At 70.9% G+C, this 21968-nt stretch carries 20 protein-coding genes and 2 tRNA genes; 14 read left to right on the plus strand and 8 right to left on the minus strand.

The window, feature by feature from the left end; genetic code table 11:
- Position 1: 1 nt before the first annotated feature.
- Together O3W51_RS05930 and O3W51_RS05935 are read left to right on the plus strand one after the other, a co-directional pair.
- Complete coding sequence (locus tag O3W51_RS05930) at positions 2-685, plus strand: AIM24 family protein (protein ID WP_138350950.1); 684 nt, start codon at positions 2-4, stop codon at positions 683-685.
- A gap of 15 nt (positions 686-700) precedes the next feature.
- Positions 701-1471 (plus strand): AIM24 family protein, encoded by a 771-nt coding sequence (locus O3W51_RS05935; protein WP_138350949.1) that lies wholly within the window; start codon positions 701-703, stop codon positions 1469-1471.
- Between the two features lie 36 nt (positions 1472-1507).
- Here O3W51_RS05935 and O3W51_RS05940 read toward each other — a convergent pair whose 3' ends face one another.
- Both O3W51_RS05940 and O3W51_RS05945 read right to left on the minus strand, forming a co-directional pair.
- Positions 1508-2035 (minus strand): NUDIX hydrolase, encoded by a 528-nt coding sequence (locus O3W51_RS05940; protein WP_138350948.1) that lies wholly within the window; start codon positions 2033-2035, stop codon positions 1508-1510.
- Entirely contained in the window at positions 2032-3483 is a 1452-nt protein-coding gene (locus O3W51_RS05945; RefSeq protein ID WP_138350947.1) for a zinc-dependent metalloprotease, read from the minus strand. Before O3W51_RS05945 ends, O3W51_RS05940 begins: the two co-directional genes overlap by 4 nt.
- Positions 3484-3612: 129 nt before the next feature.
- Here O3W51_RS05945 and O3W51_RS05950 point away from each other — a divergent pair, with 129 nt between their 5' ends.
- The 4 genes from O3W51_RS05950 (at position 3613) to O3W51_RS05965 (ending at position 6714) form a co-directional block, all read left to right on the plus strand.
- Positions 3613-4716 (plus strand): NAD-dependent epimerase/dehydratase family protein, encoded by a 1104-nt coding sequence (locus O3W51_RS05950; RefSeq protein WP_138350946.1) that lies wholly within the window; start codon positions 3613-3615, stop codon positions 4714-4716.
- 109 nt (positions 4717-4825) lie between these two features.
- Entirely contained in the window at positions 4826-5284 is a 459-nt protein-coding gene (locus O3W51_RS05955; RefSeq protein WP_138350945.1) for a molybdenum cofactor biosynthesis protein MoaE, read from the plus strand.
- Positions 5285-5402: 118 nt separating this feature from the next.
- Positions 5403-5561 carry a hypothetical protein gene (locus tag O3W51_RS05960; RefSeq protein ID WP_187145007.1) on the plus strand — a complete coding sequence of 53 codons (159 nt, stop codon included), beginning with the start codon at positions 5403-5405 and terminating at the stop codon, positions 5559-5561.
- 76 nt (positions 5562-5637) lie between these two features.
- Positions 5638-6714: a YlbL family protein gene (locus O3W51_RS05965; RefSeq protein WP_138350944.1), complete on the plus strand. Its 1077-nt coding sequence runs from the start codon at positions 5638-5640 to the stop codon at positions 6712-6714.
- Between the two features lie 90 nt (positions 6715-6804).
- On the opposite strand, the gene O3W51_RS05970 is transcribed toward O3W51_RS05965, so the two are convergent.
- Positions 6805-7359: a PPA1309 family protein gene (locus tag O3W51_RS05970; protein WP_203675294.1), complete on the minus strand. Its 555-nt coding sequence runs from the start codon at positions 7357-7359 to the stop codon at positions 6805-6807.
- Positions 7360-7490: 131 nt separating this feature from the next.
- Between O3W51_RS05970 and O3W51_RS05975 the strand changes: the two genes are divergently transcribed.
- The 5 genes from O3W51_RS05975 (at position 7491) to O3W51_RS05995 (ending at position 14347) form a co-directional block, all read left to right on the plus strand.
- Positions 7491-10349 carry a UPF0182 family membrane protein gene (locus O3W51_RS05975; RefSeq protein ID WP_164299437.1) on the plus strand — a complete coding sequence of 953 codons (2859 nt, stop codon included), beginning with the start codon at positions 7491-7493 and terminating at the stop codon, positions 10347-10349.
- Between the two features lie 41 nt (positions 10350-10390).
- Positions 10391-10464, plus strand: a tRNA-Met gene (locus O3W51_RS05980).
- Between the two features lie 167 nt (positions 10465-10631).
- Positions 10632-12527 carry a tetratricopeptide repeat protein gene (locus O3W51_RS05985; RefSeq protein WP_138350942.1) on the plus strand — a complete coding sequence of 632 codons (1896 nt, stop codon included), beginning with the start codon at positions 10632-10634 and terminating at the stop codon, positions 12525-12527.
- Positions 12528-12648: 121 nt separating this feature from the next.
- Positions 12649-12722: transfer RNA gene (locus O3W51_RS05990), tRNA-Met, on the plus strand.
- 212 nt (positions 12723-12934) lie between these two features.
- A complete protein-coding gene (locus O3W51_RS05995) occupies positions 12935-14347 on the plus strand; it encodes a hypothetical protein (protein WP_269284323.1) in 1413 nt (470 codons plus the stop codon).
- Here O3W51_RS05995 and O3W51_RS06000 read toward each other — a convergent pair.
- Positions 14313-14723 carry a Fur family transcriptional regulator gene (locus O3W51_RS06000; protein WP_138350940.1) on the minus strand — a complete coding sequence of 137 codons (411 nt, stop codon included), beginning with the start codon at positions 14721-14723 and terminating at the stop codon, positions 14313-14315. The two genes, O3W51_RS05995 and O3W51_RS06000, sit on opposite strands and share 35 nt — an antisense overlap.
- A gap of 140 nt (positions 14724-14863) precedes the next feature.
- On the opposite strand from O3W51_RS06000, the gene O3W51_RS06005 reads away from it, so the two are divergent.
- Positions 14864-16324 carry a catalase gene (locus tag O3W51_RS06005; protein WP_269284326.1) on the plus strand — a complete coding sequence of 487 codons (1461 nt, stop codon included), beginning with the start codon at positions 14864-14866 and terminating at the stop codon, positions 16322-16324.
- A 264-nt stretch (positions 16325-16588) separates the two neighbouring features.
- On the opposite strand, the gene O3W51_RS06010 is transcribed toward O3W51_RS06005, so the two are convergent.
- Together O3W51_RS06010 and hisN are read right to left on the minus strand one after the other, a co-directional pair.
- On the minus strand, positions 16589-16999 hold the full coding sequence (locus tag O3W51_RS06010; protein WP_138350938.1) for a CBS domain-containing protein: 411 nt from the start codon (positions 16997-16999) through the stop codon (positions 16589-16591).
- 102 nt (positions 17000-17101) lie between these two features.
- Positions 17102-17902: a histidinol-phosphatase gene (hisN, locus tag O3W51_RS06015; RefSeq protein WP_138350937.1), complete on the minus strand. Its 801-nt coding sequence runs from the start codon at positions 17900-17902 to the stop codon at positions 17102-17104.
- Positions 17903-18035: 133 nt separating this feature from the next.
- On the opposite strand from hisN, the gene O3W51_RS06020 reads away from it, so the two are divergent.
- Together O3W51_RS06020 and O3W51_RS06025 are read left to right on the plus strand one after the other, a co-directional pair.
- Positions 18036-18716, plus strand: a complete 681-nt coding sequence (locus O3W51_RS06020) for a TetR/AcrR family transcriptional regulator (protein WP_138350936.1) — start codon at positions 18036-18038, stop codon at positions 18714-18716.
- A 110-nt stretch (positions 18717-18826) separates the two neighbouring features.
- Positions 18827-20413 (plus strand): MFS transporter, encoded by a 1587-nt coding sequence (locus O3W51_RS06025; protein WP_269284332.1) that lies wholly within the window; start codon positions 18827-18829, stop codon positions 20411-20413.
- A gap of 58 nt (positions 20414-20471) precedes the next feature.
- Here O3W51_RS06025 and O3W51_RS06030 read toward each other — a convergent pair whose 3' ends face one another.
- Positions 20472-20795 carry a DMT family transporter gene (locus tag O3W51_RS06030; protein ID WP_138351078.1) on the minus strand — a complete coding sequence of 108 codons (324 nt, stop codon included), beginning with the start codon at positions 20793-20795 and terminating at the stop codon, positions 20472-20474.
- 161 nt (positions 20796-20956) lie between these two features.
- The gene (rsgA, locus tag O3W51_RS06035; RefSeq protein WP_138350934.1) at positions 20957-21961 is read right to left on the minus strand and encodes a ribosome small subunit-dependent GTPase A; all 1005 of its coding nucleotides are present in this window, start codon (positions 21959-21961) and stop codon (positions 20957-20959) included.
- Positions 21962-21968 lie beyond the last annotated feature (7 nt).

The following is a 21968-nucleotide window of genomic DNA, read 5'->3' on the forward strand; positions in this document are numbered from 1 at the left end:
AATGGACCAGCAGATGATCGCGGGCTACGCACCGACCCCGGTGTCGGCCCGGATGGAGACCCACGGCTCGGCGATGCTCAAGGTCGCCATGCAGACCGGCCAGGACCTGTTCGCCCGTACCGGCTCGATGGTCGCGTACGAGGGCTTCGTCCAGTACGAGCCCAATCCGCCGGCCGTCCGGCAGATGGCCTCGCAGTGGCTCACCGGTGAGGGCGCCCCGTTGATGAAGTGCACCGGCGACGGCCTGCTCTATCTGGCCGACTACGGCGCCGACGTGGTGTGCGTCAACCTCAACAACGAGTCCCTGTCGGTCAACGGCACCAACCTGCTCGCCTTCGACGCGCACCTCCAGTGGGGCGTCGAGCGGGTCAAGGGGCTCGCCAAGTTCGCCGGCCAGGGCCTGTTCAACGTGGGGGTGAAGGGCACCGGCTGGGTCGCCATCACCTCCCGCGGCACACCGATCGTCGTCGACTGCGGAAGCGGCGCCGACGAGACCTACGTCGACCCGGACGCACTCGTCGCCTGGTCGTCGGGGCTCAAGATGAAGGCCAAGCGCAGCTTCAAGGCGTCCTCCCTGATCGGGCGGGGCAGCGGCGAGGCGTTCCAGATCGCGTTCTCCGGCCAGGGCTTCGTGGTGGTACAGCCCAGCGAGGACAGCACAGACCGCCTCCGGGCACGGGGCTGAGGGGGAGCGACCGATATGCAGAGCCCGCTTTTCGCGAACACCGAGGTCCAGTCGAACGACCTCTACGCACTCCAGAATCCGTACCTGTTGCGGGTCAAGCTGGAGGGCAACTCCGGCCGTGACTGTCTCGCCCGCAAGGGCGCGATGGTCGCCTACCAGGGCATGATCGAATTCGACGGCGAGTACCAGTCACGCAACCAGGGCGGCGCGCGCATGGCCACCGGCGAGGGCCTGGACCTGATGCGCTGCTCCGGGCAGGGCACGGTCTACCTCGCCAACCTGGCCCAGCACATCCACGTCGTGGACGTCGACCATGACGGCCTCACCGTGGACAGCGCCTATGTGCTCGCCCTCGACTCCGGGCTGCACTGGGACGTGATCGCCGTGGACAGCCAGTTCGGCCTGTCCGGCACCGGCGCCTACAACCTGAACATCTCGGGCCAGGGCAAGGTCGCGCTGATGACCTCGGGCAAGCCGCTGCTGATGCCGGTGACCCCGGACAAGTACGTCTCCTGCGACGCCGACGCGGTGGTCGCCTGGTCCTCCTCGCTGCGGGTCCAGATGCAGGCGCAGACCAGCAGTTCCTCGGTCTACCGCCGGCGCGGCAACACCGGAGAGGGCTGGGAGCTCAACTTCGTGGGCCAGGGATACGTCCTGGTGCAGCCCAGCGAGCTGATGCCGCCGCAGAACGCGGAGATCGGCCAGGGCCTGCGGGCCCAGTTCGGGGTGGGCCAGGCGGGCGCCCACGCCCAGAACCTGGGCAACATCTGGACCAACAACCGCTGATCCTGCCGTACGTACGGGCCGTGCCCGCGCGCCGCCTCAGAGCAGCGCGCGGGTACGGGCCAGCAGTGTCTCCACCGAACCGTCGGCGACCGAGCCGACCTCGTCGTAGCCGTACCAGCGCAGGTCCAGCGACTCCTCGCTGATCGCCTCGACCGCGCCGGCCGGCGCGACCGCCGCGTACTGCACATCCAGATGCCAGGCGCAGGGCGTGGAGTGCCGGTCCAGGTTCACCGGCTCAGGACGCAGCAGCGTCAGCCCGGGAATGCCGGACTCCTCGGTGGCCTCACGCAGCGCGGCGGCCGCCAGAGTGGCGTCCTCCGGCTCGCAGTGGCCGCCCATCTGGAGCCACATCTTCAGCTTCTTGTGCAGCGTCAGCAGCACCCGCCCGGTCACCGGGTCCACCACCAGCGCGCTGGCGGTGATGTGCCCCGGCTGCGAGGCCTTCCACATGCCGTCGGGACTGCTGTCGAGATGGTCGAGGTACTCCAGCCGCAGCTGTTCCTGACCGGCGTCCGGCGCGTCCCAGTCCTTCAGGACGCGCACCGCGTCCGCGTGCAGACTCACTTGCCCTCGTCGTCCTTGGTCTCGTCGGAAGCGCTGGGACCGTCGTCCGACTTCTTCGGCTCGTCCTTGGTCAGCCGCTTCTCGGCGGCCTCGCCGAGCATCTTGTCGAGCTCGGAGAAGTCGGCGGACTCGCGGTGCACGAAGCCGTCCGGGTCGTCCAGGTCCTCCGCGGTGGGCAGCATGTCCGGGTGCTCCCACAGGCCGTCGCGGCCGTCGACACCGCGGGCGTCGGTCAGCGAGGCCCACAGCCGGGAGGCGTCCCGCAGCCGGCGCGGGCGCAGCTCCAGACCGATGAGCGTCGCGAACGTCTGCTCGGCGGGGCCACCGGTCGCCCGGCGGCGGCGCAGCGTCTCGCGCAGCGCGGCGGCGGACGGCAGATGCGGCGCGGCGGCCGCGTGCACGACCGCGTCCACCCAGCCCTCGACGAGCGCGAGCGCCGTTTCCAGCCGGGCCAGGGCGGCCTTCTGCTCGGGGGTGTCCTCGGGCTGGAACATGCCCTGCGCCAGCGCTTCCTGCATGGCCTCGGGGTTCGACGGGTCGAGCTGGCCGACCGCGTCCTCCAGCTTCGCCGTGTCGACCTTGATGCCCCGTGCGTAACCCTCGACGGCGCCGAACAGATGCGCCCGCAGCCACGGCACATGGGCGAAGAGCCGCTGATGGGCGGCCTCGCGCAGCGCCAGGTACAGCCGCACCTCCTCCTGCGGGACGCCGAGGCCCTCACCGAAGGCCGCGATGTTCGCGGGGAGCAGCGCGGCCTTGCCGGCCGGGCCGAGCGGGAGGCTGACGTCGGTGGAGCCGACCACCTCGCCCGCCAGGGTGCCCAGCGCCTGGCCGATCTGGCTGCCGAACATCGCTCCGCCCATGGAGCGCATCATGCCGAGCAGCGGCCCGGACATGGCCTGCATCTCCTCGGGGAGCACATCGCCCATGGCGGCGCCGACCCGCTCCGCGACCGGGTCCACCAGTTCCTTCCACGCCGGCAGGGTCGCCTCGACCCATTCGGCGCGGCTCCACGCCACAGCGCTGCCCGAGCCGGAGGGCAGCGACGTCGCCCCGTCCAGCCACAGGTCGGCCAGCCGGATGGCCTCGGAGACCCAGGAGCGCTCGGCCGGGCCGACGCTCGCGTCCTTGACGCCGTCCGCGGTGCCCTGCGCGACGGTCTGGCGTGCGATGTCCTTGGCCATGTCCCAGTTCACCGGGCCGCCCTCGTACGAGAGCATCTGGCCGAGCTGCTGGAAGGCGGCACCGAGATCGTTGGGGTTCAGGGAGCCGAACATCGCGGCGAACGGGTTGTCCCCGCCGGCGCCACCGAACGGGTTCACGCCACCGAAACCGAAGGGATTGTCGGCAGGCCCCTGCCCCGGCCGGTCGCCGCGCTGGTTCTTGCCCTCGTCCCCGTCCTCGGGCTCCTCGGGAGGGACGCCGAATCCGAATGGGTGGTCGCTCACGGGTTTCCTCGGCTCTATGTGTTGGGGCTGTGTCTTGTGGGCTGTACCTCCAGCCTAGACACCAGTCAGGCAGGATGGCTGCGTACCAAGTGCGCACCTCGTACCAGAAACAACCGTGGGAGACACCCGGTGAGTTCCCCAGAAGCACACGTTCGCCCAGAGCGGAGCCCGTCCAAGGCCCCCGCGGGCCCTGTGGTGGCGATCACCGGTGCGGCGTCCGGCCTCGGCCGTCTGCTCGCGCTGCGTCTCGTCGAGTCCGACGAGGTCAAGAAGGTCGTCGCGATCGACGAACGCCGCGGGGACGTGCCCGGAGCGACCTGGCGGGTGCTCGACGTACGCGACCCCGCCATCGCCGAGAAACTGCGCGGCGTCGACGTCGTCGTCCATCTCGGTCTCGACCTCGATCTGGAGTCCGACCCCAAGGCGCGTACCGCCTTCAACGTGCGGGGCACCCAGACGGTGCTCACCGCGGCGGCCGCCGCCGGGGTGCGCCGTGCGGTGCTGTGCACCTCGGCGATGGTCTACGGCGCCCAGGCCGACAACGACGTGCCGCTCGCGGAGGACGCCCCGCTGCGCGCCACCGCCGAGGCCAGCTTCGTCGACGACCTGCTGGAGATCGAACGGCTGGGCCGCCGCGCGCCGCGTGCCCACCCTGGGCTGAACGTCACGATCCTGCGCCCCGCCGTGCTGGTCGGTGGCACGGACACCGCGCTGACCAGGTATTTCGAGTCGCCCCGGCTCCTGGTGGTGGCGGGCAGCCGGCCCTGCTGGCAGTTCTGCCACGTCGAGGACCTGGTGTCGGCACTGGAGTACGCGGTGCTGGAGAAGGTCGACGGGGAGATGGCCGTCGGCTGTGACGGCTGGCTGGAGCAGGAGGAGGTCGAGGAGCTGTCGGGCATCCGCCGGATGGAGTTGCCGCCGGCCATCGCCTTCGGTGCCGCCTCCCGCCTGCACCGCCTCGGCCTCACCCCGTCCCCGGCCGGCGACCTGGCGTACACGATGCACCCGTGGGTGGTCAGCGGCAGCCGGCTGCACGAGGCGGGCTGGCGCCCCCAGTGGACCAACGAGGAGGTGCTGGCCCAGCTCCTGGAGGAGGTCGCGGGCCGGAACTCCGTCGCGGGCCGCCGGCTGGGCCGCAAGGACGCCACCACCCTGGGCGCGGCAGGCGCGACGGTCGCCCTGGTGGGCACGGCCGCGCTGGTGCGCCGGGCCCGCAAGCGGCGCGGAATCTAGGTCGTACACGGCTCCGGTAGGGCTCCCGCTACGGCTCCGGGAAGCGCCGCCACCCCCGGCGGACCAACCACCGGAATCGAACTTCCGCATCGCGGGCGGATGAGGCAGCATGTGCCGCATGGCACCGACGCACGCTGACGCGCAGAACCCGATCCGGCTCCTGGAGATCCGCGACACGCCCCTGTCCGTGGACGAGGTCTTCGCGGCCGTCGGGCACGAGGCCGCGGGGGGTACGGCGCTGTTCGTCGGGACCGTACGGGACCACGACGGCGGTTCCGGCGCCGAGGTGACGGGTCTCGGCTACTCGTCGCACCCCACCGCGGAAGCGGAGATGCGGCGGATCGCGGAGAAGATCGCGGCGGAGTTCCCGGTCCGGGCGCTCGCCGCGGTACACCGTGTGGGTGACCTCCAAGTGGGCGATTTGGCGGTCGTCGTGGCAGTCTCGTGTCCGCACCGCGGCGAGGCGTTCGAGGCCTGCCGGCGGCTGATCGACGAGCTCAAGGCCGAAGTGCCGATCTGGAAGCACCAGACCTTCGCCGACGGCCAAGAAGAGTGGGTGGGCGCGTAGCGCCGTACCGGCAGCCTCTCCGGTTGCGTAACTCCCCACCCGCCCCGACCGTTGTCCTACTGGGTAGCTAATCTGCTCATAGGTCCATAATTGGCGTACGCGGGGTCGGGAGTCCTTCATGGCAGCGCTCGCTTGGTTGCTCATTCCGCTTGTCGCCGTGCTCGTTGCCACCGTCTGGGGCAGCTGGGCCGCGCGCACCCGGGCAACCGGGGACGGCTCCTCGCTGGCGGACTACGAGCGCTTCCGCGAGGCGATGCAGAAGTCGCATTCCGGTTAACCGGGCCGCGGACGCCCCCGCCGCTACGGACCGGCCCAGCGGGCCGTTTGTCGGACCGGTCCCGTACATTCGTGGCATGCCACGCCGCACCGCGACGCTGATCGCCTCGACCCTGACGCTGATAGCGCTGCTGTGCGTCGCCCTGCTGACGCCGGCGCCGTACGCCGAGATGTCTCCCGGGCCGACCGTCAACACCCTCGGCGACCACGGGGGTGAACCGGTTCTGCAGATTTCCGGGCACCAGACCTATCCGACGACCGGTCATCTCAACATGACCACCGTCAGGGTGACCGGCGCCGACTACCGGATGAACCTGGTGGAGGCCGTGGTCGGCTGGATCGGCCATGACGAGAAGGTCGTCGAGCACGACACCCTCTACCCGCAGGGCCAGACCGCCGAGCAGGCCGATCAGCAGAACGCCGAGGAGTTCACCCAGTCCCAGGACAGTGCCAAGGTCTCGGCGCTCAAGAAGCTGAACATCGCGGTCTCCTCCCGCGTCATCGTGGGCGCGGTCGTCAAGGACAGCGCCTCCGAGGGCAAGCTGCACGCCGGCGACGTGATCAAGGCCGTGGACGGCACCGAGGTGAAGGAGCCGGGCGATGTCGCCAAGCTCGTCACCAAGCACCAGCCGGGCGAGAACGTCGTCTTCACCGTCATCCCGGAGGAAGCGGCCAAGAAGAAGGACGGCGCGACCAAGGAGGTCGTGGTCACCACCCGGAAGTCGGCCGACGACGGCAAGGCGCGGGCGGTCGTCGGTATCCAGGCCGGTGTCGAGCACCTCTTCCCGTTCACGATCGACATCAAGCTCGCCGATGTCGGCGGCCCGAGCGCGGGCCTGATGTTCGCCCTCGGCATCGTCGACAAGCTCACCCCGGGCGACATGACCGGCGGGAAGTTCGTGGCCGGCACCGGCACGATCGACGACAACGGCAAGGTGGGCCCGATCGGCGGTATCGGCCTCAAGACGATCGGGGCCCGCGGGCAGGGCGCGCAGTACTTCCTGACCCCGGCCGACAACTGTGCCGAGGCCGCCAAGGACATCCCCTCCGGCCTCACCCTCGTCAAGGTGAGCACGATCGACGACGCCATGTCGGCCCTGGAGAACATCAAGGCCGACAAGACGGACGCCCTGCCGAGCTGCTCGAAGAACTGACCCGCTGGGGCCTGCCCGGCCTTCGTGACCGGCCGGACAGGTCCTGGCCGGGCGGGCCCGTCACGGACCTGCCCGGCTGCGCGCCCGTTCTCAGCTCTCGAAGGTGGCGGCCAGTGCCTCGGCCAGGCCCGGTACCAGGTCGGAGCCGGTCAGGACCTCGGTGGCGGTGTCCTTGGACCGGAGCCTGATGGCGGACTCGCGGGCACCGTTGCGCAGCACGGCCACCGTCATCCGCACCTCCTGGCGCTCCGGGTGCTCGGCGACCCACTTCGCCAGCTTGGCGTCGTTCAGCCCCTCGGGGATCGCCGCCTCCGCGGACGGCGGCAGCATCAGCCGCTCCACCGTCATGGCGCAGCCGGCGATGACGTCCGGCCAGGCGATGGTGGCGAGGAACTCGTCCAGCGCCTTGCCTTCGGGCAGCTCGTCCTGCTCGACCGGGGTCAGCGCCCCGGCGTTCTTCTCCGCGAGCCCCAGCTGATCGGCCAGGCCCGGTTCCTGTGTACGCAGGCGTGCGGTGTCGACCAGGGCGAACAGCCGCGCGGGCCGGTCCCAGCCGAGACCGGACGCATATTCGTCGATCTCCAGTACGGCACGGGTCAGCGGGCTCGCCGCGAGAGGTGCTCCATCGGTCGCAATGTTGGACATGGTCAATATCCTGCCTGTTCCCAGGCCAAAATCGGGAACCGAGTAAAGCGTGAGTAAGTTGCACCAGTGGGGGTCCGACCCGGGACGCCCGTAGACACCGAACTTTCGAGGTGCGCACCTTGGTATTCCAGATGCCGGATCGCGGCGGAGGTCCGACGGGGCCGCGGATCAGACTCGGCCGTCCGTCCCGGCGTACGCGGACGCTACTGATGACGCTTGGCGCGCTGATCGTGCTCGCCATCGCGTTCGTCATGTTCGCGGGCTTCTGGACGGACTGGCTCTGGTACCGCTCGGTCCATTATTCGTCGGTCTTCACCACCACCCTGTGGACGAAGATCGGCCTGTTCTTCACCTTCGGCCTGCTGATGGCCGCGGCCGTCGGCGTCAACATCTATCTGGCCCACCGGCTCCGGCCGCCGCTCAGCGCGATGTCGCTGGAGCAGCAGAGCCTGGACCGATACCGGATGGGTATCGCGCCCTACAAGAAGTGGGTGCTGCTCGCGGTCTGCGCCATGGTCGGCCTCATCGCGGGCGGCTCGGCGTCCGGCCAGTGGCGCACGTGGCTGCTGTACACGAACGCCACGCAGTTCGGCACGAAGGATCCGCAGTTCCACAAGGACGTGGCGTTCTACGCCTTCGACCTGCCCTGGTACCGCTTCCTGCTGAGCTTCGGCTTCGCGGCCGTGGTGCTCGGCCTGGTGGCGGCCGCGCTGGTGCACTACCTGTACGGCGGTCTGCGGATCACCTCGCCCGGCGGGCGGGCCACGGCAGCGGCCACCGGCCACCTGTCGGTGCTGCTGGGCATCTTCGTGTCGCTCAAGGCCGTCGCGTACTGGCTGGACCGGTACGGGCTCGCGGTGAAGTCGAGCGACTTCAAGGCCACCACCAGCTGGACCGGTCTGCGCTATGTGGACGCGAACGCGTATCTGCCGGCGAAGAACATCCTCTTCGCCATCGCGATCATCTGCGCGCTGCTGTTCTTCGCGACGCTGTGGCGGCGCACCTGGTCGCTGCCGATGATCGGTTTCGGTCTGATGGTGCTCTCCGCGATCCTGATCGGCGGGCTCTACCCGGCGATCGTGCAGAAGTTCCAGGTGCAGCCGAACGAGGCCGCCAAGGAAGCGCCGTACATCCAGAAGAACATCGACGCGACCCGCGAGGCCTACGGGATCGGCGGGAGCAAGGTCAGCCCGTATCCGGGGACCCCCACCACGCCGAACAAGGACATCCTGCGGGCCGACGCCAACACCACGGCGAGTGTGCGTCTGCTGGACCCGAACGTGGTCTCGCCGACCTTCCAGCAGCTGCAGCAGACCCGCGGCTACTACGCCTTCCCGTCCACGCTCGACGTCGACCGGTACACGACCGACAAGAAGGAGCAGGACACGGTCGTCGGCCTGCGCGAGCTGAACGTCAACGGCATCCCCGAGAACAACTGGATCAACGACCACTTCAAGTACACCCACGGGTACGGAATGGTCGCGGCCAAGGGGACGAACGCGCTGCCGGACGGCTCGCCGGACTTCACCGAGAAGGACCTGCCGGCCACCGGCAACCTCCCCGAGTACCAGCAGCGGATCTACTACGGCGAGCAGACCAAGCAGTACTCGATCGTCGGCGGCCCGACGAAGGAGATCGACTACACCGACAACAGCGGTGAGAAGGCCTACACCTACACCGGCAAGAGCGGCGTCGGGCTCGACAACCCGATCACGCGGGCCGCGTACGCGGTGAGCTTCGGTGAGCCGCAGATCCTGTACTCGGGGGCGATCGGCAAGGGCTCCAAGGTGCTCTACAACCGGACGCCCAAGGAGCGGGTCGAGGCCGTCGCGCCGTGGCTCACCATCGACGGCGACCCGTACCCGTCGGTCGTCGACGGCCATGTGAAGTGGATCGTGGACGCCTACACGACCACCAACGGCTATCCGTACGCCTCCCGCACCACGCTGGGTGACACCACGGCCGACTCGCTGACCGACGGCCAGCGCACGGTGCTCGCGCAGCAGAACCAGGTCAACTACATCCGCAACTCGGTCAAGGCGACCGTGGACGCGTACGACGGCACGGTCACCCTGTACCAGTGGGACGCCAAGGACCCGGTGCTGAAGACCTGGATGAAGGCCTTCCCCGGCACGGTCAAGGACAAGAGCGAGATCAGTCCTGACCTGATGGCGCACCTGCGGTACCCGCAGGACCTGTTCAAGGTGCAGCGGCAGCTGCTGACCCGCTACCACGTGACCCTCGCGTCGACGTTCTACAGCGGCAGCGAGGTGTGGCAGGTCCCGGACGACCCGGCGGCGAAGACCGGCAAGGCGGTTCCGCCGTACTACCTGAGCCTGAAGATGCCGGACCAGAACTCGCAGGCGTTCTCGCTGACGACCACGTTCACGCCCAACGGGCGCGACAACCTCAGCGCGTTCATGGCGGTCGACGCCGATGCGACGAGCAAGGACTACGGCGCGATCAGACTGCTCCAGCTGCCACCGAACACCACGGTGGACGGGCCGAAACAGGTGCAGAGCAAGCTCAACTCCGACAACAAGGTCGCGCCACAGATCAACCTGCTCAAACGCGGGGGCGATTCGACGGTCGAGTACGGCAACCTGCTCACGGTGCCGCTGAACGGCGGCCTGCTGTACGTGGAGCCGGTCTACGTCAGGGGCGCGGGCACCAACTACCCGCTCCTCAGGAAGGTTCTGGTGACCTACGGGAATCAGATCGGCTTCCAGGACACCCTTGAGGCGGCGCTGAACGAGGTGTTCAGCAGCGAAGGGACCACCCAGCCACCACCGAGTACCGGGCAGCCCACGAAACCGACACCCGATCCGACGGTCGCCGCGGCGCTCGCGGACGCGCAGAAGGCGTTCGACGCGGGCCAGGCGGCGCTGAAGGCCGGCGACTGGGCCAAGTACGGCCAGACGCAGAAGGATCTGGCCGCCGCACTCCAGAGGGCGGCGGAAGCGGAGCAGAAGACGGCAAAGAAGGGCTGATCAGACACACCGCGCGCCGTGGTACGGTTGGGACACAACGGCGCGGGGTGGAGCAGCTCGGTAGCTCGCTGGGCTCATAACCCAGAGGTCGCAGGTTCAAATCCTGTCCCCGCTACTGCAGAAGAGGCTCGGAGTCAACAGACTCCGGGCCTCTTCACTTATTTGGGGGACGCACAGAGCTTTGCGTTTGGTAAGGCGTCAAGTCGGGAAGTCGACAAAACGCTGAAGTGACCTATTGGGTTGCGGTATACCAGGTGTACGGCGGTAACGGGTGGTGCGACGATGGACCTTATGGGGGATGGTGCAAGACTGCTGAATACTCGTCAGATCCATGATCGAGGGTCGACGGGTGACACGTCGACGTCTGCTTCCAGGCTCGTGCCGGCTGTCACCAGTCTCCTGCCGGCGCCGCGCGCCGCCGATTCGCTTCCCGTTGCCAGGACCGACAGGACCGAGCTCTCCGACCTGCCCGAGGCCTCCGAGGCCGCCGAACTCGCCGACGAGGAAAGCCTCGCGGTCCGCGAGGAGGCCGAGATCGAGGTCCGGCACCGCCGGGCCGCCGACCACGGCGACCCCGCCGCCATGAGCGCGCTGGGCACCCTGCTGCTGCGCCGCGGCGACCTGGACGGGGCCGAGCCGTATCTGCGTGCCGCGACCGCGAACGGCGACCGCGCGGCCGCCAACAACCTTGCCCTGCTGCTGCATCAGCGCGGCTACCCGGAGGAGGCGGCCAACTGGTGGCGGATCGCCGCCGTCGCGGGTTCCGCCCCGGCCGCGCACGCGCTGGGCCGGCACTACCGCGAGCGCGGCGACGAGCCCGGTGCCGAGTACTGGCTGCGCCAGGCAGCCGAGTCGGGCCACACGCTGGGCGCGTACGCCCTGGCCGATCTGCTCGACCACCGGCGGGACGTCGGCGCCGAGCGCTGGTTCCGGGTCGCCGCCGAGCACGGCCACCGCGAGGCCTCGTACCGCATCGCGCGGATCTGCGCCGAGCGCGGCGAGGAGCGCGAGGCCGAGCAGTGGTACCGGCAGGCAGCCGCGCGCCGGCACCGCCGCGCCGCGCTGCGCCTCGGCACGCTCCTGGAGGAGCGCGGCGAGACCAAGGAAGCCGGCCACTGGTACCTGACCGCGGCCCGCGACGGTGAGGCGCGCGCCGCCTGCGCGCTCGCCTTCCTGCTGCGCGACGCCGGCGATGTGGACTCCGCGGCCACCTGGTGGCGGCGCGCCGCCCAGGCGGGCGACGGCAACGCCGCCAACGCGCTCGGAGCGCTGCACGCCGAGGAGGGCGAGACGCAGACCGCCGAGCGCTGGTACCGCAGCGCCCTGGCGGCGGGCGACATCAACGGGGCGTTCAACCTCGGCCTGCTCTGCGCCGGCCAGGGCCGCACCGCGCAGGCCGAGCAGTGGTACCGCAAGGCCGCGTACGCCGGCCACCGCGAGGCCGCCAACGCGCTCGCCGTCCTGCTGCTGCAGCGCGGAGACGCGGCCGGCGCCGAACCGTGGTTCTCCAAGGCGGCCGAGGCCGGCAGCGTCGACGCCGCCTTCAACCTCGGCATCCTGCACACCAACCGGGGCGACGAGGCCGCCGCCCGTGGCTGGTACGAGCGGGCCGCCGCGGCCGGCCACACCGAGGCCGCGCTCCAGGTCGCCATCGTGCTGCTGCGCGAGGGCGACAGCCACGGCGCCGAGCGCCATCTGCGGTGCGCCGCGGGCGGCGGCAGCCCCGAGGCCGCCTTCCGGCTCGGCGCGCTGCTGGACCGGGCGGACACCGACGAGGCCGAGGTGGAGGCCGAGGAGTGGTACGGCCGCGCCGCCCGGCAGGGGCACCGGCGTGCCCAGGTGCGGCTCGGCATGTGCGCCGCCAAGCGCGGCGACGTGGTGGACGCGGCGCACTGGTACCGCGAGGCCGCCGAGGCGGGCAGCCGCAACGGCGCGTTCAACCTCGGACTGCTGCTGGCCCGCGAGGGCAGCGAGCCCGAGGCCGCCCTGTGGTGGACCCGTGCCGCCGACGCCGGCCACGGCCGCGCGGCGCTGCGGATGGCGCTGCTCGCCGCCCGGCACGGCGAGCTGGCCGAGGCCCAGGGCTGGTGCGCGCGGGCGGTCGAGTGCGGTCCTGCCGAGGTCGCCGAGCGCGCCGCACGGCTCACCGACGCCGTGAAGCACGAGCTCACGGCGTAGGTCGCGGCGTCGCAGGGCCGCCCCGGCCGGGCTCCGGCCCGGTCGCTGCCCGCGCTCCTTGCCCGCAAGGGAACTGATTTGCACTGCTCAGCGCATCTGGTCTACATTGAGGACACAACGGCGCGGGGTGGAGCAGCTCGGTAGCTCGCTGGGCTCATAACCCAGAGGTCGCAGGTTCAAATCCTGTCCCCGCTACTTCAGTACCAAGGCCCGGTTCCTGAGAAATCAGGAACCGGGCCTTCGTCGTTCCCCTTGCTGCGCGGTCCTGGTACGCAGCCCTGGTACGCGGCCCTGGAGCGTCCCGGAGTAGTGCCTCGGACATCGTTCGGGCAAAAGCGCGCAAACATCCTTGGAAGCCTTCCCTGCCGGCGCGATCCTGGTCTTCTACGCGGTGCGAGGAGGCGGGGTTGCTGCGCGGACGGTTTGGGCGGACCGTGCTGCGACGGCGTGACGGGCCGGCGCCGGCCACGGTGCTCGACGCGGAACGCTGGAGCGGGTTGTGCCGGGCGGCCGTGACCGGTCGGCCGGAGACCGTCGAGGCACTGCTGGACGCCCTGCGGGCCGCGGTGGACGGCGGCCTCCCCTACGACCGTGCCGCGGCGCTCGACGCGCTGCTGCGGTCTCCTCCGGAGCTGCTGCCCCATCTGGACCGCGGCGCCCGCGCCCGGGGCGCCCCGTCGGTGCCGCTCCGCCCTGGCGGCGCCGATCCGCTGCGCTTGCTGCTGGCCTCGCTGGACCGCGACGGTCACGTCCGGCAGGCCGCGGTGGAGGCGCTGACCGGGGTCGGCGGGCCGCTGGCCGCGGCGGCGCTGGCCCTGCGCACGGTCGACTGGGTGCCCGCCGTACGGGAGCGCGCCGTGGCGGCGCTGCCCGCGCGGACCGCGCCCGACGAAGTCGCCGCCGCCCTGCGGCTGTTGCTGCGGCTGGGCGGCAGGCGCCGGGCGGGCGGTCAGCCGGCCGGGTACCGCGCGGTGCTCGCGGAGCCGGCGTACCGGCGTGCGGTCCGCGCGCTGGCCGCCGACGGTGATCCGCGGACCCGCCGCTTCGGGATGGAACTGGCCCTGGAACTGGGGGAGTACGTACGCGGCGACCTGCTGCGGACCGCGCTGCGCGACCGGGACCAGGTGTGCCGGCGGCTGTGCGCGGAACGGCTGCTGGAGATCGATCCGGATCAGGCGGGACGGCTGATGTGGGCGCGCAGCGCGGCGGTGCGGGAGCTCGCTGTGGCGGCGCTGCCCGTCGACGTGCCGGCCGCGCGCCTGGTGAGCGTGCTCGCCGATCCGGCCCGGATGGTGCGGGCGCAGGCGCGGTGGCAGCTGTACCGGCGCGGTGAGCCGCCGGCCCGGGTCTACCGCAGACAGCTCGGCCGGTGCGGGCCCGGCGGTCCGGCGGGGCTGGTGGCCGGTCTGCTGGCGGGCCTGGGGGAGTGCGGCGACGCGACGGACGTACCGGTGCTGTTGCGCTTCACCGGGCCGGGAGCAGGGCCGGGAGCAGGGCCGGGACCCGAGCCGGGAGCCGGGCCTGGGCCGGTCGCCCGGCCGGCGCGGGTACGGCGCTGTGCCGTGCGGGCGCTGGGGCGGCTCGCGCCCGCGGACGATCTGGTGCGGTTGCTGGCGCCACTGGTGCTCGACCCCGATCCGGGGGTGGCCAGGGAGGTGTTCGAGGCGCTGGCGCGGGTGGCCGCGCAGGTGCCCGCCGAAACGGTCTGGGTGGGCAGGACCCGTACCGAGCCGGCCGTGCGCAGGGCGGCCGAGCGGCTGGCGCCGGACGCGGGAGCCGCGCCCGTCAGGAGCAGTCGGGGCACAGACCGCGGTAGGTGACCTCGACGTCGGCGATGGTGAAGCCGAAGCGCTCGGTCGCGGGGAGGCTCGCGAGCGGGTCGCCGGCGGGGTGGACATCGCGGATCGTGCCGCAGCGCGAGCAGATCAGGTGCTGGTGCGGGTGGTGCGCGTTCGGGTCGTACCGCTTGGCGCGGCCGTCCGTCGCGACCTCGATGACCTCACCGAGGGTCACCATCTCACCGAGGGTGTTGTAGACGGTCGCCCGGGAGATCTCCGGCAACCGGGATGTGGCGCGGGCGTGCACCTCGTCGGCGGTCAGGTGCACGTGGTCGCCGTCGAGGACCTCGGCCACGACACGCCGCTGGGCGGTCAGCCGCCAGCCGCGTTCGCGCAGTCGTTCCAGAAGGTCACTCATACGCAGCAGCGTAACAGCGCTCGGTCCGGGGTCCGAATGAGTCCGGGGATGGTGCTCTTCTTGACTTAGACTCTGTCTATCGTAGGATCGATTCCGGCGACAGCCGAGGGACAGGTCGATCAGGATCCAGGGAGACGCACGTGACGGTTCAGGAAACGGGCCCGCTGACCACCGAGGCCGGAGCACCGGTGGCGGACAACCAGAACAGCCAGACGGCAGGTCCGGGCGGCCCGGTGCTGATCCAGGACCAGTCGCTGCTGGAGAAGCTCGCGCACTTCAACCGTGAGCGCATCCCGGAGCGCATCGTGCACGCCCGCGGCGCCGGCGCCTACGGCACCTTCACGCTGACGTGTGACGTCTCGGAGTGGACCCGGGCGGCGTTCCTGTCCGAGGTCGGCAAGCAGACCGAGACCTTCCTGCGGTTCTCCACCGTGGCGGGCAACCTGGGCTCGGCGGACGCGGTGCGCGACCCGCGCGGTTTCGCGCTGAAGTTCTACACCGAGGACGGCAACTACGACCTCGTCGGGAACAACACCCCCGTGTTCTTCATCAAGGACGCCATCAAGTTCCCCGACTTCATCCACACCCAGAAGCGCGATCCGTACACCGGCTCCCAGGAGGCGGACAACGTATGGGACTTCTGGGGCCTGAGCCCCGAGTCGACGCACCAGGTGACCTGGCTCTTCGGCGACCGCGGCATCCCGGCGACGCTGCGCAACATGAACGGCTACGGCTCGCACACCTACCAGTGGAACAACGCCGCGGGCGAGGTCTTCTGGGTCAAGTACCACTTCAAGACCGACCAGGGCATCAAGAACCTGACCACGGACGAGGCGAACCGGCTCTCGGGCATGGACCCCGACTCGCACCAGCGTGATCTGCGCGAGTCGATAGAGCGCGGCGACTTCCCGTCCTGGACGGTGCAGATCCAGGTCATGTCGGCGGCCGACGCGGCGAACTACCGCTTCAACCCGTTCGACCTCACCAAGGTGTGGCCGCACGCGGACTACCCGCCGATCGAGATCGGCAAGCTGGAGCTCAACCGCAACCCGGAGAACATCTTCGCCGAGGTCGAGCAGTCGATCTTCTCCCCGGCGCACTTCGTGCCCGGTATCGGCCCGTCCCCGGACAAGATGCTCCAGGGCCGGCTGTTCGCGTACGGCGACGCCCACCGCTACCGCGTCGGCATCAACGCCGACCACCTGCCGGTGAACCGCCCGCACGCCACCGAGGCACGCACCAACAGCCGTGACGGCTACCTGTACGACGGCCGTCACAAGGGCGCCAAGAACTACGAGCCGAACAGCTTCGGCGGCCCGCAGCAGACCAACGAGCCGCTGTGGCAGCCGCTCCCGGTCTCCGGTGCCACCGGCACCTCCGAGGCGCCCTCGCACGCCGAGGACGACGACTTCGTGCAGGCCGGAAACCTCTACCGCGCCATGTCCGAGGACGAGAAGGAGCGCCTGGTCGACAACCTGGCGCAGTTCATCTCCAAGGTCTCGCGCGACGACATCGCCGAGCGCGCGGTGAACAACTTCCGCCAGGCGGACCCCGACTACGGCAAGCGGCTGGAAGCCGCGGTCCAGGCCCTCCGCGGCTGACCGGACGCTTGTCGTAACGACCTGGGGGGCGAGGCGGAGTGGATTAGCGAGCGGCGTCATGCGGCTTCGCGTCCAAGGTGGAGGAGGGAGGCGACGCGGAGCGTCGTCGACCGACGACAACGCCGGAGGCGGAGTCGCAGGGCGTCGGGAGCCCGCTCCGTATCGCTCCCCAGGTCGTAAACCGAAGAGGCCGGACGCCATGGGGCTCCGGCCTCTTCGCCGTCCCCGGCCGGCGCGGCCGTGAACGCGGGTCGTGGGCGGGGGTCAGCCGGCCAGTGCGCTCTGCGCTCCGGCGGTGGCCCGGTCCGGGGCCCAGCAGCGGATGATGTCGCGGACCGACACGATCCCGACGGGGTCGCGGCCGTCCAGCACGATCAGATGCCGGAAACCGCCGTGCACCATGGCGGACGCGGCGTCCTCCAGGGTCCACTCGGGCGTCGCGAAGACGACGTCGGTGGTGGTGTGGTCGTGGGCGGTCTCGACGTCCGGGTTCAGGCCGGCGCCGATGGCGTTGAGGATGTCGCGCTCGGTGAGGATGCCGACTCCCCAGGTGTCGGAGTCGAGGACGACGGCCGCGCCGATGCGTCGGACGGCCATCAGGCGGGCGGCCTGGCGCAGTGTGTGGGCGGGTCCGATGGTCAGGACGACGGTGCTCATGGCGTCTCGGACGAGCATGGGCTACCCCTAGAGAATGCGTTCACAAGTTCACAAGCTCGGGCATTCTCATGTTCACATGCTCTGTCCGGCTCAGCAAGGGGAGGCGCGCCGCCGTTTCGTTCAGCCCGTGCGCCCCAGGTATCCCAGCAGCTCCTCGTGGAGGAGCCCGTTCGAGGCCGCCGCGTTCCCGCCGAACGGGCCGGGCTCGCCGTCCAGGCTGGTGTACCGGCCGCCGGCCTCCTGCACGATGACGGCGGGCGCCGCCATGTCCCACAGGCTCAGCTCCGGCTCGGCGCAGATGTCGACCGAGCCCTCGGCGACCATCATGTACGGCCAGAAATCGCCGTAGCCGCGGGTGCGCCAGCAGTTCCGGGACAGGTGCAGAAAGCCGTCGAGCCGGCCCTGCTCCTCCCAGCCGCTGAGCGAGGAGTACGCGAAGGACGCGTCCTCCAGCTTGTTGATCTTCGACACATGCAGCCGGGTGGCGGCCGACAGGCTGCGCCCGGTGTACGCGCCGCCGCCCTTCGAGGCCCACCAGCGCCGCCCGAGCGCCGGCGCGGAGACCACGCCCACCACACCCTCGTCACCCTGCTCGCCGCGCACCATCAGCGCGATGAGGGTCGCCCAGACGGGTACCCCGCGCACGTAGTTCTTGGTGCCGTCGATCGGGTCGACGATCCACCGGCGCGGGCCGTTGCCGTGGCTGCCGTACTCCTCGCCGAGCACCGCGTCCCGGGGCCGGGCGCGGCCCAACTGGCTGCGGATCAGCTCCTCCGCCGCTTTGTCGGCCTCGCTCACCGGCGTCATGTCGGGCTTGGTCTCGACCTTGAGGTCCAGAGCCTTGAAGCGCTCCATGGTGGTGGCGTCGGCGGCATCCGCGAGGATGTGGGCGAGGCGCAGGTCGTCGTTGAAGTCGGGCATAAGGCGAACAGTAGCGATCGCAACCGGCCGAGGTCACGCGGACGGTGCGCGGAGCCTTGACAGCGGTCTGCGACGCGTCAATTCTTTGCCCACGGCCGCTGTCCGGGACATATGCGGGCCCTTGGAGGCAATGATGCCTACTGCGCGGGAATCATTACTGGACGCGGCTCTGGCCGCACTGGGCGCCCGGCCCTGGGCGGCGGTGCGGATGGTCGATGTGGCGCTGTCGGCCGGGGTGTCCCGGCAGACCCTCTACAACGAGTTCAGCAGCAAGGAAGGCCTCGCCCGCGCGCTCGCGCGCCGCGAGGCCGACACGTTTCTGGCCGGGGTCGAGAACGCCCTGGCGGAAGCGGAACGGCAGGGCGCGGACGCGGGCGACTGCTTCGCCGCCGCCGCGGCCTGGACGCTGCACAGCGCGCGCCGCAGCCCACTGGTCCGCGCCACTCTGACGGGCTGCCGCAGCGAGCGGCTGCCGGCCGCGGCGGTCGCCGGGATCCCGCTCCAGCGCTCGCCGCATCCGACGCGTACCGCTGCCGCGCACGCTTCGCCGTCGTACGCCCCGGCGTCGCACACCCCGCCTCCGGCGCCGGAGGTCGCGCCCTCGCCCGCCGAAATCGTCACCGAGATCCGCAACCGGGCGGTCGGCGCGCTCGAACACGGCTACCCGAAGCTGGATCTGGCCGACATCGGCTGGGCGTGCGAGGCCGCGGTCCGGCTCACGCTCGCCTACGTCGTCGCCCCTTCGACCTCCGACGAGGACGCCTGCCTGCAGGTCGCGCGGCTGGTCCGCGGGCTGCTGGCACGCGGCTGGTGAGCCGCGGGCGGACCGGTCAGCGATCGGTGCGCGAACGGTCAGCGCCCCCTTGGAGTCTGTGAGCCAGGACGCCGCAGCGTCCGGCCCACACCACCCAGAGGGAGCACGACATGACGGGGACCGGTACGTCGAACGGCACGGCCTTGGCCGGCCGCAAGGAATGGACGGGCCTCGCGGTCCTCTTCCTGCCCACGCTCCTCATCTCGATGGACATCAGCGTGCTGTTCTTCGCGCTGCCGTTCATCAGTGAGGACCTGGCACCCAGCGGCACCCAGCAGCTGTGGATCATGGACATGTACGGCTTCGTCCTCGCCGGCATGCTGATCACGATGGGGGCGCTCGGCGACCGGATCGGCCGGCGCCGCCTGCTGCTCATCGGCGCCACCGCCTTCGGCGTCGCCTCCGTCGTCGCCGCCTACTCCGGCAGCGCCGAGGTGCTGATCGCCACTCGCGCGCTGCTCGGTCTCGGCGGCGCCACCCTCATGCCCTCGACGCTCGCGCTGATCCGCAACATGTTCCACGACGCCAGGCAGCGCAAGACCGCGATCTCCATCTGGACCGGCGCCATGGTCGGCGGCGCCACCGTCGGGCCGATCGTCGGCGGCTTCGTCCTGGAGCACTTCTGGTGGGGCGCCGCGTTCCTGATCAACGTGCCCGCCATGGTGCTGCTGCTGGTCCTCGCCCCGGCGCTGCTGCCCGAGTACCGCGCCCCCCGGGCCGGCCGGTTCGACGTGCTCAGCGCGTTCCTGTCGCTCGCCGCCGCCCTCCCGGTCATCTACGGGATCAAGCAGATGGCCGTGCACGGAGTCGGGCCGGTGCCCGCCCTGTCGGTCGTGGTGGGGCTGGCGGTGGCCTGGGTCTTCGTCCGCAGGCAGCGCACCTCGGCCAACCCGCTGATCGACGTCGAGCTGTTCCGGCAGCGCACGTTCAGCGCGTCCCTGCTGATCAACGTGCTGGCGATGTTCGCCTTCATCGGCGTCACGCTCTACACCAACCAGTATCTGCAACTCGTCCTCGGCAAGAGCCCGTTCCACGCGGCGCTGTGGTCCATGGCCGTCATGCCCGCCATCATGATCGCGATGACGGTCTCCGGCATCCTCGCCGACAAGGTGCGCCCCGCCTATCTGCTGGCCGCCGGGCTGCTGCTGACGACGGCCGGGGCCCTGGTGCTCACCCGGGTCCGGACGGACTCCGGCATCGCGGTCGTCCTGACCGGCGCCGCGCTGGTCGCCGCCGGGCTGCTGATGGGCAGCACCCTCACCGCCGACCTGATCCTGGCGGCGGCGCCGCCCGAGCGGGCCGGCTCCGCCTCCGCCCTGTCCGAGACCGGCAGCGAGTTCGGCGGCGCGCTCGGCATGGCGATCCTGGGCACCATCGGAACGGCCGTCTACCACGACCGGATGAGCGGTACACCGGCGGAGGCGCACGAGACCCTCGGCGGCGCGGTCGCCGCGGCAGCGCAGCTCCCCGGCAGGACCGGCACCGAACTGCTCGACACCGCACGGGAAGCGTTCACGGCGGGCGTCCACGCCGCCGCCTTCGGCGCCGCGATCGTCACGTTCACGGCCGCGGTCCTCGCGGTGGTCCTGCTCCGCCAGGTGCCGGCGTCCGCGCCGGCCGCCAAGGGCACGGAGAACGACGGGGATTCGGCCGGGGAGCCGGCCGGCGGGAACGCCTCGGAGGCGGTCGCGCGCTGAGTCCGCGCGACGAAGGTGAGGGGGCCGTCCGGCGACACCGCCGGACGGCCCCCTTCGGTCAGTGCGAGGAGCCCGACAGCTGCAGACCCACAACGCCCGCCAGGACCAGGCAGATTGAGACGATCTTGAGCGTCGAGACGATGTCGCCGAGGAAGACCATGCCGTAGATGGCGGTTCCCGAGGCGCCGATCCCCGTCCACACCGCGTACGCGGGACCGACGTCGAGCTTCTTCAGGGACAGGGTGAGCAGGCCGAAGCTCCCGAGGGCGAAGACCGCGAAGGCGATCGTCGGCCACAGACGGGTGAACCCGTGGGAGAGCTTGAGACAGACCGCGAAGCCGGTCTCCAGGATGCCTGCGACCACCACGAGCAGCCATGCCATCGAGGTGCCTCCCGTTCCGTCGCCCTGCCTGCCGTCCGAGGCGCTGCTGTCGGACTGATGGATCATCACACAGCATGCCCCGAAATGGCGGCAACGTTCCTCGGGTGAAGAGGCAAACGGGCGAACGGACGAACGAGAGCGCCGGGGACGATCGCCAGGGATCAGTCGCCCTCGCGGCGTTCACGGGTCGCGAGCAGCCGGCGCAGCGAGTCGAGCCGGGCCGGATCGGCGTGACCGGCGGCGACCCACGCGTCCAGCGCGCACTCGGGTTCGTCATGGCTGCAGCCGCGCGGGCACTCCTCGGTCCCGGCCACCAGCTCGGGGAAGGCCAGGATGACGCGCGACGGATCGATGTGGTGCAGGCCGAAGGAGCGCACGCCCGGGGTGTCCACGACCCAGCCGTCGGCGTCGCCGGGGAGCGGGAGGGCCAGCGCCGACGTGGTGGTGTGCCGGCCGCGGCCGGTGACGGCGTTGACGATGCCGGTGGCGCGCTGCCGCTCGACGAGCGCGTTCACCAGGGTGGTCTTGCCGACACCGCTGTGCCCGACGAACGCGGTGATCCGGCCCTTGAGACGCTCGCGGACCGCGTCCACCCCGCCGGTCAGGAAGTCGTCCCGGGTGGTGACCACATAGGAGACGCCCAGCGTCGCGTACGTCTCCAGCAGCGTGTCCGCCGACGCCAGATCGGACTTGGTCAGCACGAGCAGCGGCTCCAGGCCCGCGTCGTACGCCGCCACCAGACAGCGGTCGATCATGCGGGGGCGCGGCTCGGGATCGGCCAGCGCGGTGACGATCGCGAGCTGGTCGGCGTTGGCGACGACCACGCGCTCGTACGGATCGTCGTCGTCGGCGGTGCGCCGCAGCACGGACTTGCGCGGCTCGACCCGCACGATGCGCGCCAGGGTGTCCTTGCCGCCGCTCAGGTCGCCGACGACCGCGACGCGGTCGCCCACCACGGCGCTCTTGCGGCCCAGTTCGCGGGCCTTCATCGCGACGATGGTGCGGTCCTCGATCAGGACGTGCAGCCGGCCGCGGTCCACGGTGAGGACCATGCCCTCGGCCGCGTCCTCGTGCTTCGGCCGGATGTTGGTGCGGGGACGGTTGCCCTTGGTGTTCGGGCGGACCCGGATGTCGTCCTCGTCGGGGTTCTTGCCGTAGCGACGCATGGCGCGG

The organism is Streptomyces sp. H39-C1 (assembly GCF_027158125.1).
In the GTDB taxonomy this organism is placed as follows: domain Bacteria; phylum Actinomycetota; class Actinomycetes; order Streptomycetales; family Streptomycetaceae; genus Actinacidiphila; species Actinacidiphila fildesensis.

What these genes read in the sequence shown, in the direction of transcription:
- O3W51_RS05930 (WP_138350950.1), top strand. Translation starts at nt 2, where the DNA reads ATGGACCAGCAGATGATCGCGGGCTACGCACCGACCCCGGTGTCGGCC.
- O3W51_RS05935 (WP_138350949.1), top strand. Translation starts at nt 701, where the DNA reads ATGCAGAGCCCGCTTTTCGCGAACACCGAGGTCCAGTCGAACGACCTC.
- O3W51_RS05955 (WP_138350945.1), top strand. Translation starts at nt 4,826, where the DNA reads ATGTGCCGCATGGCACCGACGCACGCTGACGCGCAGAACCCGATCCGG.
- O3W51_RS05960 (WP_187145007.1), top strand. Translation starts at nt 5,403, where the DNA reads ATGGCAGCGCTCGCTTGGTTGCTCATTCCGCTTGTCGCCGTGCTCGTT.
- O3W51_RS05965 (WP_138350944.1), top strand. Translation starts at nt 5,638, where the DNA reads ATGCCACGCCGCACCGCGACGCTGATCGCCTCGACCCTGACGCTGATA.
- O3W51_RS05970 (WP_203675294.1), bottom strand. Translation starts at nt 7,359, where the DNA reads ATGTCCAACATTGCGACCGATGGAGCACCTCTCGCGGCGAGCCCGCTG.
- O3W51_RS05975 (WP_164299437.1), top strand. Translation starts at nt 7,491, where the DNA reads ATGCCGGATCGCGGCGGAGGTCCGACGGGGCCGCGGATCAGACTCGGC.
- O3W51_RS05985 (WP_138350942.1), top strand. Translation starts at nt 10,632, where the DNA reads ATGGACCTTATGGGGGATGGTGCAAGACTGCTGAATACTCGTCAGATC.
- O3W51_RS06000 (WP_138350940.1), bottom strand. Translation starts at nt 14,723, where the DNA reads ATGAGTGACCTTCTGGAACGACTGCGCGAACGCGGCTGGCGGCTGACC.
- O3W51_RS06010 (WP_138350938.1), bottom strand. Translation starts at nt 16,999, where the DNA reads ATGCTCGTCCGAGACGCCATGAGCACCGTCGTCCTGACCATCGGACCC.
- hisN (WP_138350937.1), bottom strand. Translation starts at nt 17,902, where the DNA reads ATGCCCGACTTCAACGACGACCTGCGCCTCGCCCACATCCTCGCGGAT.
- O3W51_RS06020 (WP_138350936.1), top strand. Translation starts at nt 18,036, where the DNA reads ATGCCTACTGCGCGGGAATCATTACTGGACGCGGCTCTGGCCGCACTG.
- O3W51_RS06025 (WP_269284332.1), top strand. Translation starts at nt 18,827, where the DNA reads ATGACGGGGACCGGTACGTCGAACGGCACGGCCTTGGCCGGCCGCAAG.
- O3W51_RS06030 (WP_138351078.1), bottom strand. Translation starts at nt 20,795, where the DNA reads ATGGCATGGCTGCTCGTGGTGGTCGCAGGCATCCTGGAGACCGGCTTC.
- rsgA (WP_138350934.1), bottom strand. Translation starts at nt 21,961, where the DNA reads ATGCGTCGCTACGGCAAGAACCCCGACGAGGACGACATCCGGGTCCGC.